We start from the raw sequence: 14,145 nt of genomic DNA on the forward strand, positions 1-14,145 counted from the left end.
CGGTCGCAATGGCCTCAGCGGCCGGAGGTTTCCGCGGCGGCGAGGTCCGCCGCATGTATCGCGCTGTTCGCGCCGACCCGTGCCGGCGCATTGCGCAACGCATGCCGCCGGCCGATCGCGTGATACTCGATGCCGAGTTCGAGCAGCACGTCCGGCTCGTACAGATTGCGGCCGTCGAAAATCAGCGGCGTCTTCAGCATGCGCTTTAGCGCATCGAAATCAGGGCTCTTGAAGACTTTCCATTCGGTCAGGATCACGAGCGCATCGACGCCGCTCGCCGCTTCCATCTCCTCGTTCACGAACGACAGGCGCGCATGCTGCTGCGGCACGTCCTTCAGATCGAGCGCGAGCACCCGCTTCGCTTCGTCGATCGACACCGGGTCGTAAGCCTTCACGCGCGCGCCGCGGCGCAGCAGTTCGGCGATCAGCTCGCGGCTCGGCGCCGCGCGCATGTCGTCGGTGTTCGGCTTGAACGCGAGACCCCACACGCCGAACGTGCGGTCCGACAGATCCTCGCCGAGACGCGCGACGATTTTCTGCGCGAGGACCTGTTTCTGCGCGTCGTTGACCGCTTCCACCGCTTCGAGAATGCGCAGGTTCGCGTCGTGATCGGCGGCGGTACGGATCAGCGCCTGCACGTCCTTCGGAAAGCACGAGCCGCCATAGCCGCAACCCGCGTACAGAAAGTCGTAGCCGATGCGCGGATCGGAGCCGATGCCGCGGCGCACCGCCTCGATATCGGCGCCGACGCGATCGGCCAGATTCGCGAGCTCGTTCATGTACGAGATGCGCGTCGCGAGCATCGCGTTGGCCGCGTACTTGGTGAACTCGGCGGAACGCACGTCCATATACAGCGTGCGTTCGCGATTGCGGTTGAACGGCGCATACAGGCGCTTCATCAGCTCGCGCGCCTTTTCGCCGGGCACGTCGTCGTCGCAGCCGAGCACGATGCGATCGGGCCGCGTGAAGTCTTCGACGGCCGCGCCCTCCTTCAGGAACTCCGGATTCGACACGACCGAGAACATCTGCTCGACGCCGCGCGCGGCCAGCTCGGCGGCGACCACTTCGCGTACGCGCGATGCGGTGCCGACCGGCACCGTCGATTTGTCGACGATCACCTTGAAGCCGTTCATATGGCGGCCGATGTTGCGCGCAGCGGCGAGCACGTACTGCAAGTCCGCCGAACCGTCTTCGTCGGCCGGCGTGCCGACCGCGATGAACTGGATGTCGCCGTGCGCGACCGCGGCCTCGACGTCGGTGGAAAACGTCAGGCGCTTCGCGCGGCGATTGCGCGCGATGATCTCCTGCAGACCCGGTTCGTGGATCGGCACGCCGCCGTTGTTGAGCACGTCGATCTTGCGAGCGTCGACGTCGAGACAGAACACGTCGTGGCCGATGTCGGCCAGACACGCGCCGGTCACGAGGCCGACATAGCCGCTACCGATGATCGTCAGGTTCATGGATTGCACCTCGATAAATAGAGTTGATTCAGGAATGCGCTCGCGCGATGCGTGGCATCGGCGCGGCCCGGCGCGCCACGTTCAATAGGCGTTGCTGCCTGCGAAGCCCTTCCACAGCGTCAGCACGACGATCTTGATGTCGAGCCAGAAGGTCCAGTGCTGCATGTAGTACAGATCCAGCTTCACGCGGCCCATCATCTTTTCGATGCGGTCGGTTTCGCCGCGATAACCGTTGATCTGCGCCCAGCCGGTGATGCCCGGCTTTATCCGGTAGCGGTGCATATAGCCCTTCACCAGATCCTTGTAGATGTCGTCGTGCTCGAGCGCATGCGGACGGGGACCGACCACCGACATCTCGCCGCGCAGCACGTTGATGAACTGCGGCAGCTCGTCGAGGCTGGTGCGGCGCAGGAACGCGCCGACCGCGGTGATGCGCGGATCGCGCCGCGTCGCCTGGGTGATCTGGCCGGCCGCTTCCTTGTGGACCTTCATCGAGCGGAACTTGAAGATCTCGAACTCGCGGCCGTCGATGCCCTTGCGCCGCTGGCGGAAAAACACCGGCCCCGGCGAGCTGAGCTTCACCATCAGCGCGATCACGAGCATCAGCGGCGACAGCGCGAGCAATGCGGCGAGCGCGAACAGGCCGTCGAATACGCGCTTGGGCAGCACGCGCAGATCGGTGATCGGCGAGGCGGCCAGGTTGATCGCGGGTACGCCGAGCAGCTCGACCATCGGCTGATTGAACAGCGTCAAGCTGCCGACGTCGGGGATGAAGCGGATGTTCACGAAGTCGTTGCGCAGATCCATCACGAAGCGATGGATCGCCTTCTCCTTCGAGATCGGCAGCGCGAGCCACAGCTCGCGGATCGAGCGCTCGCGCACCAGTTCGATCATGCGCTGATAGTCGCGCTCGACCGGCACGCCCTCGACCGCATGCGCCGCGTCCGGGTCTTCATACGGATTGATCGTGCCATCCTCGTCGAACACGACGACGGGCGTGAAGCCCGCTTCCGGCCGGCCGCGCATCTGTTCGATCAGGAAGCGCCCGTAAGGCGAGCCGCCGACGATTGCGACCGCGCGCTGATTGAAGCCCTCCCGGCGCAGCCCGCGCAGGATCGAATAGACGATCACCTTCGTGACGACCAGCAGCACGATCGAGGCTAGCGCCCAGTACACGAGCCACAGTCGCGACAGGCTGTCGGCGCGGTGCACGCTGAAGCTGATCAGCACGCCGGTCACTTCGACCATCAGCCAGCCGCCCGTGACGCGCGACAGCAGATCGTAGAGCGGCTTGCCGCGCCACGACTGATAGATGCCGAGCGCCGGGAAGAACACCACCACAAGCAGGCAGCCGAACGCGAGCGACACGCTTTGCATATCGTCGAGCCATACCGCTCTGCCGCTGTGCACGGCCGCCGCCACCATCGCGGCGAGCGCGACCATGGCTATGTCGATGATTCTCGCTAGAACGCTCAGCATGCGCCGCCCCTCTGTTCGTCAGTCAAAGTGCGATCCGTCGGTTGGTTGAAATGGGTGTTGCATGCGGGTTTCATCACTGCGCCTTTATTTCGCATTTGCCTCGCGGCTGAATGGGACTAATACGAAGGAATAGGCCGACGCGGAAAAGCCGCGGCTGAATGAGTGAATACCCTTGTACATACCTCAATAAAGCGGTATTAAAATTCGCACGACAAGACCGCAAAAAATCTCAAATTGTATCGGGCATAATTTCGGCATTTTTTTATGCATTTTGAGCGGCAATTTTTGCCGGAATGCGGCTCGACAGCGGTTTCCGAGCAGCACATTCGAGCCCTTCGCCAGCGAAACTTGCGCTGTTCCCAACAGGTCTGCCGGTGACATCCGGTTCCATGGGTACGGTCATTCTTGCGCATCATTAAGCGAAAAAAATGCTTATCGATTTTTTTCCGGTAATTTTTATTTTTGAATCAATCGGCGACACATTTTTTTCCGCATTTTTAATAAATTCGACGCGCACTTAATCCGATTTTATTTAACGCGCTTTTATTGATTCTGGACTTCGTGATAAAACTCGACACATTCATCCAGCCTCGAGGAGAGTTCACCATGACAGCTCCGGCCCCGGTCACGCCCGCCGGCACCCGGCCCACCCCCGCCCCTTCGTCCACGACCACGTCTCCTACCGCAACCAGCGTCAAGCTCAAGGTTCATCCCGTGATTCTCGCGGGCGGCTCGGGCACCCGGCTGTGGCCGATGTCGCGCGAGCAGCATCCGAAGCAGCTGATCGGCCTGCTCGGCGGCGAGTCGCTGCTCCAATCGACGACCCGCCGTCTCGATGGGCTCGAAGCCGGCTATCCGCTCGCCGGCCAGCTCGTGGTCGTCGCCAACGAAGAGCAGCGCTTCACGACGGCCGAACAGTTGCGCACGAGCGGCAAGCCGAGCCGGCTGATACTCGAACCCGTTGGCCGTGACACCGCGCCCGCGTTGACGGTGGCCGCGTTGTCCGTCGCCGCGCAGGACGAAGACGGCATCATGGTCGTGATGCCCGCCGATCACGCGGTCACCGACAGCGAAGGCTTTCACGCGGCGGTCGCCGCCGGCGTTCAGCATGCGGCGGCAGGCCAGATCGTCACGATGGGGATCGTGCCGACGCGCGCGGAAACCGGCTATGGCTATATCCGCATCGGCGCGCCGCTCGGTTCTGACGATGTGCCGGATGCCGCGCAGACCGAAGGGTCGGCGCGCCTCGTCGCGCACCGCCTCGACCGCTTCGTCGAAAAGCCGCATCTGGAACTCGCGCGGCGCTACGTCGAATCACGCGAATACTGGTGGAACAGCGGCCTTTTCATCGTGCGCGCATCGACGTGGCTCAAAGCGATTCGGCATTTTCAGCCGGCCATTTACGAAGCCTGCGAAGCGGCCTTCGCGGGCAGCACGGCGGACGGCGACTTCTTCCGGCTGCAACGCGATGCGTTCGGCGCGTCGCCGTCGAATTCGATCGACTACGCGGTGATGGAAAAGCTCGGCGCCGATCAGCGCATCGCGTCGGGCGTGGTCGTGCCGCTGATGGCCGGCTGGTCCGACGTCGGTTCGTGGGACGCGATCTGGGACATCTCCGAGAAGGACGCCGATCGCAATGTGAGCCGCGGCCGCGTGATGTTCGAAGGCGCGAACTCGACCTTCGCGCATTCCGAAGGGCGACTGATTGCCTGTGTCGGCACGCAGGATCTCGTCGTCGTCGAGACCGCCGATGCGATTCTCGTCGCCGATAAATCACGCGTGCAGGACGTCAAGAAGATCGTCAACCGGATTCGCGAGGATGGCGGGCTCGAAGCGGCCAATCATCGCAAGGTGCATCGCCCCTGGGGCAACTACGATTCCGTCGACACCGGCGAGCGCTTCCAGGTCAAGCGGATCGTCGTGAAGCCGGGCGCGCGGCTGTCGCTGCAGATGCATCATCATCGCGCCGAGCACTGGATCGTCGTGCGCGGCACCGCGCTCGTCACGCGCGGCGACGAGCGCTTTATCGTGTCCGAAAACGAGTCGGCCTATATTCCGCTCGGCGTCACGCATCGCCTCGAAAACCCGGGCAAGATGCCGCTCGAAATGATCGAGGTGCAGTCCGGTTCGTACCTGGGTGAAGACGATATCGTGCGCTTCGACGATACGTATGGACGGCAATGACGATGCGCGACCCTGCGACGGCATCAAGCGGGCGCAGGGTGCGCAGGGTTCATCTCACGTACGAGATCAGTTCCTTGTAGGTCGCCGAAAAGTGCTCCACGGTGCCGCTGTCGGTCGTCACCGTGGGCGTGCTCGTTACGCCCGCGCTCGCGGTGTCCGACGGATAGCGGCGCAGCGGCCCGCGCAATGCATTCAGTGATGGCTTCAGCGGCCCGTCAAGCGGCGCGCCGTGATTTGCGGCGTGATTCGCCGGGTGATTCGCGACGCCATCGATCGACGCCGGTTCCGGCACATGACGCAGGCCCGACAACGAACGGCTCGCCGAGCGCTGCACAGGGTTGCTCGATGCGGCTGCCGACGAAGGCTCGGCGGCGGTTGCATCGGTCATCGCGGCGGCCGCTGCGTCGGTTGCGCATTCACGATCGATCCACTGACGCGCCCAGTCGAGCGCGAATTTCTGCGCGTGCTGCGCATCCTCGAAGCGCGGGCCGACGAGGCCGGAGCGCTCGACACGCTTGCCGTCCCTGGTGATCTCCGCCCACCCGCGATACATCGCATTCGGCACTTCCTCGACCACCACGTAGATCAGATAACCGCGCGAGTCGGCGACCTGCATGCCGCTCGGCGCGAGAGCCATCGTCAGCGACGGGCGCGGCTCGCCGGCCCGGTCGATCTCGGCCGTGTCGAATGCGGCCGGTTCGACGTCCCCCTCCGGCGCCGCGGCCAACGCGGATCTCGCCACGCGCGCAGCCGGCGCTGCCGCTGGCGCAAGCCCCGACAATTGCCGCGTGATGTCGCCGATCGGATCGGCCGTGCGCCATTGGCTCAACGCGCTCGCGACGCCGGGCGCCTGCCACGACTCGGGACTCTTCCACGACACGCCGCGCAGACTGTTGTCTTCACGCGGGCTCGGGGTTTGCGCAACCGGCGCTACGGGTCTGGCCGTAACGGGCGGCGCCGGCTGGGGAATGTACGCGAAGGTGCGGCCGCGCTGCGACAGCAGGCGGACCATCTCCAGCAGTGTGCCGTTCAGTTGCCACTCTTCGAAGCGGCGACGGCACGTGGGACCGGACGGATAGCGGCCCGGCAGCTTCGACCACGGCTCACCCGTAGTCATGATCCACAGCACCGCATTCGCCACGATGCGCGGTTCGGCGCGCGGCCGGCCGCGCCGGTTCAGACGGACGGCCGGCTCGTCGGAGACGAGCGGCGCGAGCAGCGCCCATTCGTCGTTGTTTAGCTCATCGAAAAACATTGGATTTTCTCCACGCGGCCTGGCCTGGCCGCGGCGTTGGGCCTGCCACGGGTTCTCAGCGTTCACGACCCGTGTGCGGCCCTCGGTTGCACAAATTTGTTTTGTCCGTTCGGCTCGCTGAAGTAGTCCGCCCACGCGTGGTGCGGCTCTTCCCTATTGCGAAGCACAAAACGCGGTCTCACTCGTGCACGGGAAAATTTGTGCACGAAGCATACCATCCCGTTCTTTGCGTGAGTACAGTTGAGACAAGTGTTACGGATAGAAACAATCTTGTCCGTTTCGCTGCGACGATTCTCGTATTGCCGTAACAGAAGCCGCTGCTTTAACGGCACGGAATCGCTCTATTGCAATGCACAATACCGCATTACCGAACAGAATGCTCTTTAGAAATGTAATTGCCGATCCAGCACGCATTTCTATGCCATTTTAATGATCGATGTGATCGGCTTTGTCGAGCGTCGGCGAAAGAACGGCGACGCACCCGCGCGGTGACATGGAGGCAATCGGAGGCGCGCATGCGGCTGCTGCCCATGCGCGGAGCTCGAGGCGAGAGAAAAGACGCCGAAGTCGCTTCGAGCGTGCTACGGGCGCACCGGTTTCGATGCGTGCTCGCCGACGACCGTGGTCCATTCGCGCACGCGCCAGCGCGTAACGAGCCCGGATAGCACGTACGGATCGGCCTCGGCAAAGGCTTGCGCGACTGCCGGCGAGGTGCCGGTGAAGAGCAGCACCGCCCCGTCCGTCGGCTCGGTGAGCGCGCCGGCCAGCAGCAGTTCGCCCCGTTCGGCGGCGGCCCAGGCGAGTTTCAGATGCGCGTCGCGGTACTCGCCGCGTCGCTCCAGATAGTCGGGTACCAGCTCGTACATCAACAGGTAATGCATGGTAAGTCTCCTTGCAAGGATGAAGGTTGTCGACGTGGACCCGGCACGCATCGGAGCGCGATTTTGGCACAACGGCGGATACCGAATTTCATGCCAATTTTCTATTAAGTTGCATTCGCAGCAATGTAGAAATCCTGATTGCCTGTTAGCAATATATCCAAATACCGCGAGCCGTAATTTCTATTCAATAAGCAAGGAATAATCGGCGCAACCAATCTGCATTGCATAACAAAATTCGCGCGGTCCTTCATTCGACCGTTTCAAACGCCGCATCACCGGTTGCTCTGCGCCACTCAGGGAAAACGAGCGCGGACCGCTGTCAACCGGAATGCATTTCGAGCCGTTCTGGCAGACGGCATTTGCCATAATGGATGCGCCGATGGGCCCATGGATGCCGGCGTCGCCCGCGCGCATAAACGACCAGAAACGTTTTCACCACCGATGGAGTGTCCCATGAAAATCCAATCCGCTATCGCTACGCTGGTGTTGGGCGCGGTACTCGTATCGCCGGCGTTCGCGGCGAACAGCCAGCAGACCAAGATGGCCGACTGCAACAAGCAGGCCGGCGACAAGAAAGGCGACGAGCGCAAGGCGTTCATGCAAACCTGTCTTTCCGCGAAGCCGGCCGCCGCCGCGCCGATGAGCCAGCAGGACAAGATGAAGGCGTGCAACAAGCAGGCAGGCGACAAGAAAGGCGACGACCGCAAGGCGTTCATGAAGACCTGCCTGTCCTCGTCGGCGCCTGCCAACTGAACAAGACGCGTAGCCGTTCCTCCAGCCGGCGCCCTGCCTGTCGACACGGCGCCGGTGCATCGTTCCACCCGCGCGGCGCTTCGCTCGCCCCCTGCTTCGTAGTCCACCCGCCGCAACGCGCCGTTTTCTTCTATGATGGCTGCGGAGACGGCCCACCCTCACATATAGAATCAATCAAAACTGGGCCGCCATCTTGTCGTTGGTGCTACTGAGCATCGATCGGAGGCAAGGATGGTATCGAAGCACAAAAACCGCTGGTTAAGGCGGTGGTTGCTGGTCATCATATTCTGGGCCGTGCCTGTGGCGATCGTCGCGGTCAACGAGATCCGCGAGGAAATGTCGTACAACGCGGTCGATCTCGAGCGCGCGCTGACCACCTGGAATTTCACTCAGGCGCAGCGCGCCGCCGGCGCGCCCGCGCATTGTCATGGCAAACCCGACGAGGCAAAAGCCGCCGGCTGCCCGGCCGACGTGCTGGCCGCCAACGCGCCGCGTCAGCAGGACGCGATCAACGAATACAACGTGCGTCGCTCGACGCTGTTCGCGTATCTGTGGCACGCGTTCGTCGGCTATTGGATCGTGCCGGCGGCGGTCCTGTTCGCGATCGGCGCGATCATCGGCATGGTGCGCCGCGCGCTGCGGCGCCCGCCCGCGGTCAAGAGTCCGGTGAATCACGGCTGAGCGGCGGCCACGCCGTTCGTACTGCAATCTGCTGCGTCGAAACAACACTTTCATTTCCATGTCGATGGACCGCGGCACGACGCGAAAATCGGTAAAAACCGGCGCATCGCGGGGCCGCGCCGAAGCGTCCCCAAAATCGCCACGCCTCGGGCGCTCGTCCGCTTCGGCTCCTCCGATCTTCGCCCGAGGCGTACTTCGACGCGGCCCGGCGGGCCGGTCAAAATTACTTAAAAGCACCTTACGATTAGCCTCAAACCCTTGTCCCATAAGGCTTTTCGCGTTGCCACGCGACGCGCCTTTTACACCAGGCTGTGATATAACTCAGAGGCAACCAGGCGACATCAACACGGTTGCGCCCCGGATCCACCACGGAGAAAAACGATGCAAAGACGACACTTCATGTTGAAGACGACCGCTGCGCTAGCTTTCGGAGGCCTTGCACTCGCCGGGTGCACGACGACGGGCAACACTCCGGACAATGCTCATGTCAACGCCTCGAAACGACAGTCGATCGACGCCAGCGTCGACGGCACGCTGTCCAGACTGTTCACGACCGTGCCGGGCTCGCGTGAGCTGGTGTCGAAGGCGCGCGGCGTGCTGGTGTTCCCGTCGGTGATACAGGCGGGCTTCATCGTCGGCGGTCAGTATGGCGAAGGCGCATTGCGAGTGGGCGGCGCGACGGTCGGCTACTACAGCACCGTGTCAGGCTCGTTCGGCCTGACGGCGGGCGCGCAGTCGAAGGCACTGATCTTCCTGTTCATGACGCAGGATTCGCTCGACAAATTCCGCAACGCGGACGGCTGGTCGGCCGGCGTCGATGCATCGGTCGCGCTCGTGAAGGTCGGCGCGAACGGCGCCGTCGACACGACCACGGCCACCGCGCCGGTCCAGGTTTTCGTCTTGACCAACGCGGGCCTGATGGGCGACGTGTCGCTGCAAGGCACGAAGGTCACGCGGCTGAAGATCTGAGCGCGTTGCCCGGCACGCTACCCTGAACACCTGCGCGCGCATCCCGACACGCGCGCAGGCTTTGCATCCGGATCGCATCGCGGCGAAGGCCGCGCGAGGGACCCTGTGTGGGCCATCGCGCGGCCTTTTTGTTGTGCGATGCCGATGCCGGCGCTCACACGCGAGAAAACCCGAGCGCGAAAAAAAAACGGCGGCGCGCCTCGCGCACCGCCGTTCTTCGCTTCGACACGCGCGAATGGTCCCGCGTCAAGCGCCCGACGAATCGATCACCTTGAACCGCGAGCGCTTCTGCGTGCGAATCACCGACTGATACGCCTCCACATACTGACGCGCCATCCGGTGCGACGTGAAGCGCTCCTCGAAGCGCCGCCGCACGCCCGCGCGCGGCACCTTGTGCAGCCGGTTGACGGCCGCCACCGCGCCGATCTCGTCCTCGACGATGAACCCGGTCACGCCCTCTTCGAGCACTTCCGGCACCGAGCCGCGGTTGAACGCGATCACCGGCGTGCCGCACGCCATCGCCTCGATCATCACGAGACCGAACGGCTCCGGCCAGTCGATCGGAAACAGCAGCGCATGCGCGCCCGACAGAAACTCGGCCTTCTGATGATCGGCGATCTCGCCGATGTACTCGACGTACGGCAGATCGAGCAACGGCCGGATGTCACGCTCGAAGTATTCGCGGTCGGCCGCATCGACCTTGGCGGCGATGCGGATCGGCATGCCGCAGCGGCCCGCGATGCGGATCGCCGTATCGACGCGTTTTTCCGGGGAAATCCGGCCGAGAAACGCGAGGTACTTCTGCTCGACCGGTTGCGGTGTATAGAGCTGCTCCGGCAGGCCGTGATAGACCGTGGTGAGCCAGCGCGCCTGCGGCAGCGGATGACGCTGCGCATTCGAGATCGAGATCACCGGCACCGAGTTGAAGGTGTCGAACACTGGCTGCTGCTCGGGCAGATCGAGCCGCCCATGCATCGTCGTGACGAATGGCGTTTCCTGCCGCTTGAATACCGAGAACGAGTAATAGTCGAGATGGAAATGCAGCACGTCGAAGTCTTCGGCCTGGCGGCGCACCAGTTCCATCAGCAGCATGTGCGGCGCGACGCGGTCGCGAATGCCCGGATCGAGCCGCAGCGCACGCGGCCACACCGGTTCGAGCTTCGCGCTCGTGACGGAGTCGCCACTCGCGAACAGCGTCACGTCGTGGCCCTGCTCGACCAGCGCCTCGGTGATGTACGACACGACCCGCTCCGTGCCGCCGTAAAGCTTCGGCGGCACCGATTCGGTCAGCGGGGCGATCTGCGCAATCTTCATATTGTGTCTCCGTGAGCCGATAGCTGACGCGCAATCGCGATGCCGTCGGCGACGCCGAGTATGACAGCGCCATGACGTCGGATCAATTCACGCGGTCCCTAAGCGCCGCATGCATCGTCGCTACGGAGGATTATTCCTTGGCGCCGGTGGAAAAGCCGCAGGTCTTGCAATTGCTCGGTGCTGTTACAAACGGCTTACATCCGCCATCACCGCGTCGTCATTTGTGGCCCCCGCCCTCGCCCGGCCGACGCACGGGCACGCTGCGCAAATCCCTGAGAAAGCTGTCGCGCCATACGCCGAGATCGTTCTCGCGCAGCGCGGCCATGTTGATCTCGTGACGCCGCTGGCGCGCGTCGAGCGGCATCTGCAGTGCGCGCTGCAAGGCTTCGCACATGCCGATCGCATCGTGCGGATTGACGAGCACCGCGCCGGAGAGCTCGGCCGCGGCGCCCGCGAAAATCGACAGCACCAGCACGCCGGGATCTTCGGGATTCTGTGCTGCCACGTACTCCTTCGCGACGAGGTTCATGCCGTCGTGCAGCGGCGTGACGAAGCCGATCTGCGACTCGCGAAACAGCGACATCAGCTTCCAGCGGTCGTACTGCTGGTTCAGATAGCGGATCGGCGTGTAATCGAGCCCCGAGTAGCGGCCGTTGATGCGCCCCGCCTCGTATTCGAGATCCTGGCGGATCTTCTGATAGGTCGCGACGTCCGAGCGCGTTGGCGGCGCGATCTGCACGAGCGTGACGTTGCCGCGCCATTCGGGCGAGCGTTCGAGCAGCAGTTCGAACGCGCGAAACCGCTCGACCAGCCCCTTCGAATAATCGAGCCGGTCGACGCTCATGATCAGCTTGCGCCCTTCGAGACTCTGCTTCAGTTCGAGCACGTGCTGGCGGCTTTCGTAGCGCTTGGCCTGCTCGGCGATTTCATCGGGGAACACGCCGATCCGGTACACGCCGGTGCGCAGCTTGCGCCCGAACGCCTCGACCATGCCGTCCGCGCTGACCGTGCCGCGCGCGTGACGCGTCACGTAGTCGTGGAACGCCTGCTGGTCGGTGGCGGTCTGGAAGCCGAGCAGGTCGTAGCACGACAGCGACTTCACGAGTTCCTCGTGCGGCGGAATGTTGAGCAGGATCTGCGGCGCGGGAAACGGGATGTGCAGAAAGAAACCGATGCGGTTGGTCACGCCCTCGCTGCGCAGCGCCTCGGCGAACGGGATCAGATGGTAGTCGTGAATCCAGATGATGTCGTCCGGTTCGAGCAGCTTGACCAGCTTGTGCGCGAGCCACGCGTTGACGCGCCGGTAGCCCGCGTACTCGTCGCGCTCGTAGCGCGCGAGGTCGTTACGGTAGTGGAATACCGGCCACAGCGTCGCGTTCGAGAAGCCCCGGTAGTACTGGTCGTAGTCCTTGCGCGTGAGGCCGACGGTCGCGAAGGTCACCGCGCCGTCCTGCTCGAGCATCGGCCCCGCATTGGCGACCGTCTCGCTGACCACATCGCCGCTCCAGCCGAACCAGACGCCGCCTGCATCCTTGAGCGCGCCGAATACGCCGACAGCCAGTCCGCCCGCCGATCCCTTGGTCTCCGTCGGCGTCGCGACGCGATTCGACACGACGATCAATCGGCCCATATTGCATGTCCTCCGTAGTTCTTGCGGTGCGCCGCGCCGACTGCGCGGGCGTGGTGCGCCCGTTAACAGCAATCGGCGTGCCCGCGCATCGTTGGGCGTGAGCGCGGCCGCGAGTCGCGATTAGTGATTAGCGATTCGTGATTCGTGATTGGCGCTCGGCAACGCATGGCTAAGCCTGTTCCTTCGCCTTATGCGGGACTTCGGCCGCGCCAGTGCGGCCGAGGCGGCTCGCCACCGGATCGGCTTCGGTATGCGCGGCGGTGCTGCCGGCGGGCGCCTGCCGGCTGCGCGGCAGCCAGTCGATCGGACCCGCGCCGCTGGTCTCCAGCTCCGCCGACACCTCCGCACGCGCCCGCGGCAGGTATTCCGGGTAATGCCGGTGCACGAAATCGAGCAGCCCTTCGCGCACGCGGCAGCGCAAATCCCACGCGAGGCCGGAATCGGGCGCGCTGACGAGCGCGCGCAACTGCATCGCGCGTTCGGTGCAGTCCGTTACCTGCAGTACCTGCACGCGGCGGTCCCACTCGGGCGCATTCTCGACGATGCGCGCGAGCTCCTCGCGCAGCGGGGCGAGCGGCATCCGGTAATCGACGAACAGAAACACGGTGCCGATGATTTGCGAGCTGTTGCGCGTCCAGTTCGTGAACGGGTTTTCGATAAACCATTGCAGCGGCACGATCAGGCGGCGCTGGTCCCAGAGCCGCACCGATACGTAGGTGCCGGTGATTTCCTCGATGCGTCCCCACTCGTTCTGGATCACGACGACGTCGTCGAGGCGGATCGGTTGCGACAGCGCGATCTGCAAACCGGCGATCAGGTTGCCGAGCACCGGCCGCGCCGCGATACCGGCGACCAGGCCGGCGACACCGGCGGAAGCCAGCAGGCTCGCACCGATTTGCCGCACATTGGGCAAGGTCATCAGCGCACCGCCGACACCGATGATCACGATCACGATCATCACCGAGCGCGCGAGCACACGCGCCTGCGTATGGATGCGGCGCGCCTGCAGGTTATCGGCGCTATCGAGCGGATGGGCGCGGATGATCGCTTCGCCGATCGCCGCGGCCGAGCGCACCGACAGCCACGTGAGCGCGGCGATCAGCGCGATGCCGGTGATGTCGCGCACCGGTTCGATGAAGTTGAGGGTATCGGGCGCCTCGGACCAGACCCACGCGAGCACGAGGATCACGAGGACGAACAGCGACGGCTTGTCGATGTAGCGCAGCACGACGCTCGTCAGCGCATGCGGCTGCGCGAGACGCATCACGACGCGCGCGCCGAAGCGGTGAACGCCGATCGCCACGATCGTCACGAAGGCCGTCACAATCAGCGCGCCGAGCCACGTATGCAGCGGCGCGGCGGCCACGCGGTAGAAGTCGTCGATAGTAGGCATAACGGGCATCTTCCTCCGGGCTCGATGAGCGGCGGCGCGCCTGCGGGACTACTGACATCCGGGGGTGCCCCAGCGGGAGCGATGACCCCGACACCGAGGCGCACGACGGCGCCTGGGCGTTACAACGGGTTCTTCGATGCGCGGCG

Annotated in this window: 11 protein-coding genes; 4 read left to right on the forward strand and 7 right to left on the reverse strand. The window is 64.1% G+C overall.

Annotation, left to right across the window (positions count from 1 at the left end; genetic code table 11):
- Window positions 1-14: 14 nt before the first annotated feature.
- Together QFZ94_RS21185 and QFZ94_RS21190 are read right to left on the reverse strand one after the other, a co-directional pair.
- Window positions 15-1,460: a UDP-glucose dehydrogenase family protein gene (locus QFZ94_RS21185; protein WP_410849118.1), complete on the reverse strand. Its 1,446-nt coding sequence runs from the start codon at window positions 1,458-1,460 to the stop codon at window positions 15-17.
- Between the two features lie 81 nt (window positions 1,461-1,541).
- Window positions 1,542-2,939 (reverse strand): undecaprenyl-phosphate glucose phosphotransferase, encoded by a 1,398-nt coding sequence (locus QFZ94_RS21190; protein ID WP_368586280.1) that lies wholly within the window; start codon window positions 2,937-2,939, stop codon window positions 1,542-1,544.
- 606 nt (window positions 2,940-3,545) lie between these two features.
- Here QFZ94_RS21190 and QFZ94_RS21195 point away from each other — a divergent pair.
- Complete coding sequence (locus QFZ94_RS21195; RefSeq protein WP_429459297.1) at window positions 3,546-5,123, forward strand: mannose-1-phosphate guanylyltransferase/mannose-6-phosphate isomerase; 1,578 nt, start codon at window positions 3,546-3,548, stop codon at window positions 5,121-5,123.
- A 49-nt stretch (window positions 5,124-5,172) separates the two neighbouring features.
- Here QFZ94_RS21195 and QFZ94_RS21200 read toward each other — a convergent pair whose 3' ends face one another.
- Complete coding sequence (locus tag QFZ94_RS21200; RefSeq protein WP_429459299.1) at window positions 5,173-6,378, reverse strand: transposase; 1,206 nt, start codon at window positions 6,376-6,378, stop codon at window positions 5,173-5,175.
- 581 nt (window positions 6,379-6,959) lie between these two features.
- Window positions 6,960-7,259, reverse strand: coding sequence for a YciI-like protein (locus QFZ94_RS21205; RefSeq protein WP_368586283.1), 300 nt, complete (start codon window positions 7,257-7,259; stop codon window positions 6,960-6,962).
- Window positions 7,260-7,712: 453 nt separating this feature from the next.
- Between QFZ94_RS21205 and QFZ94_RS21210 the strand changes: the two genes are divergently transcribed.
- The 3 genes from QFZ94_RS21210 to QFZ94_RS21220 all read left to right on the forward strand — a co-directional run bounded on the left by QFZ94_RS21210 (window position 7,713) and on the right by QFZ94_RS21220 (window position 9,662).
- Entirely contained in the window at window positions 7,713-8,012 is a 300-nt protein-coding gene (locus tag QFZ94_RS21210) for a PsiF family protein (protein ID WP_018431983.1), read from the forward strand.
- A 231-nt stretch (window positions 8,013-8,243) separates the two neighbouring features.
- Window positions 8,244-8,693 carry a hypothetical protein gene (locus QFZ94_RS21215; RefSeq protein ID WP_368586285.1) on the forward strand — a complete coding sequence of 150 codons (450 nt, stop codon included), beginning with the start codon at window positions 8,244-8,246 and terminating at the stop codon, window positions 8,691-8,693.
- A gap of 381 nt (window positions 8,694-9,074) precedes the next feature.
- On the forward strand, window positions 9,075-9,662 hold the full coding sequence (locus QFZ94_RS21220) for a BPSL1445 family SYLF domain-containing lipoprotein (RefSeq protein WP_026228012.1): 588 nt from the start codon (window positions 9,075-9,077) through the stop codon (window positions 9,660-9,662).
- Window positions 9,663-9,908: 246 nt separating this feature from the next.
- Here QFZ94_RS21220 and QFZ94_RS21225 read toward each other — a convergent pair whose 3' ends face one another.
- The 3 genes from QFZ94_RS21225 to QFZ94_RS21235 all read right to left on the reverse strand — a co-directional run bounded on the left by QFZ94_RS21225 (window position 9,909) and on the right by QFZ94_RS21235 (window position 13,999).
- Window positions 9,909-10,976, reverse strand: coding sequence for a glycosyltransferase family 4 protein (locus QFZ94_RS21225; RefSeq protein ID WP_429459302.1), 1,068 nt, complete (start codon window positions 10,974-10,976; stop codon window positions 9,909-9,911).
- Window positions 10,977-11,193: 217 nt separating this feature from the next.
- A complete protein-coding gene (gene otsA / locus QFZ94_RS21230; RefSeq protein ID WP_368586286.1) occupies window positions 11,194-12,606 on the reverse strand; it encodes an alpha,alpha-trehalose-phosphate synthase (UDP-forming) in 1,413 nt (470 codons plus the stop codon).
- Between the two features lie 169 nt (window positions 12,607-12,775).
- A complete protein-coding gene (locus QFZ94_RS21235) occupies window positions 12,776-13,999 on the reverse strand; it encodes a mechanosensitive ion channel family protein (protein WP_368586287.1) in 1,224 nt (407 codons plus the stop codon).
- Window positions 14,000-14,145: the final 146 nt, after the last annotated feature.

The organism is Paraburkholderia sp. JPY465 (genome assembly GCF_050436725.1).
In the GTDB taxonomy this organism is placed as follows: Bacteria; Pseudomonadota; Gammaproteobacteria; order Burkholderiales; family Burkholderiaceae; genus Paraburkholderia; species Paraburkholderia youngii.

Coding starts and splice junctions, on each gene's coding strand:
- QFZ94_RS21185 (WP_410849118.1), bottom strand. CDS start 1,460: ATGAACCTGACGATCATCGGTAGCGGCTATGTCGGCCTCGTGACCGGC.
- QFZ94_RS21190 (WP_368586280.1), bottom strand. CDS start 2,939: ATGCTGAGCGTTCTAGCGAGAATCATCGACATAGCCATGGTCGCGCTC.
- QFZ94_RS21195 (WP_429459297.1), top strand. CDS start 3,546: ATGACAGCTCCGGCCCCGGTCACGCCCGCCGGCACCCGGCCCACCCCC.
- QFZ94_RS21200 (WP_429459299.1), bottom strand. CDS start 6,378: ATGTTTTTCGATGAGCTAAACAACGACGAATGGGCGCTGCTCGCGCCG.
- QFZ94_RS21205 (WP_368586283.1), bottom strand. CDS start 7,259: ATGCATTACCTGTTGATGTACGAGCTGGTACCCGACTATCTGGAGCGA.
- QFZ94_RS21210 (WP_018431983.1), top strand. CDS start 7,713: ATGAAAATCCAATCCGCTATCGCTACGCTGGTGTTGGGCGCGGTACTC.
- QFZ94_RS21215 (WP_368586285.1), top strand. CDS start 8,244: ATGGTATCGAAGCACAAAAACCGCTGGTTAAGGCGGTGGTTGCTGGTC.
- QFZ94_RS21220 (WP_026228012.1), top strand. CDS start 9,075: ATGCAAAGACGACACTTCATGTTGAAGACGACCGCTGCGCTAGCTTTC.
- QFZ94_RS21225 (WP_429459302.1), bottom strand. CDS start 10,976: ATGAAGATTGCGCAGATCGCCCCGCTGACCGAATCGGTGCCGCCGAAG.
- otsA (WP_368586286.1), bottom strand. CDS start 12,606: ATGGGCCGATTGATCGTCGTGTCGAATCGCGTCGCGACGCCGACGGAG.
- QFZ94_RS21235 (WP_368586287.1), bottom strand. CDS start 13,999: ATGCCTACTATCGACGACTTCTACCGCGTGGCCGCCGCGCCGCTGCAT.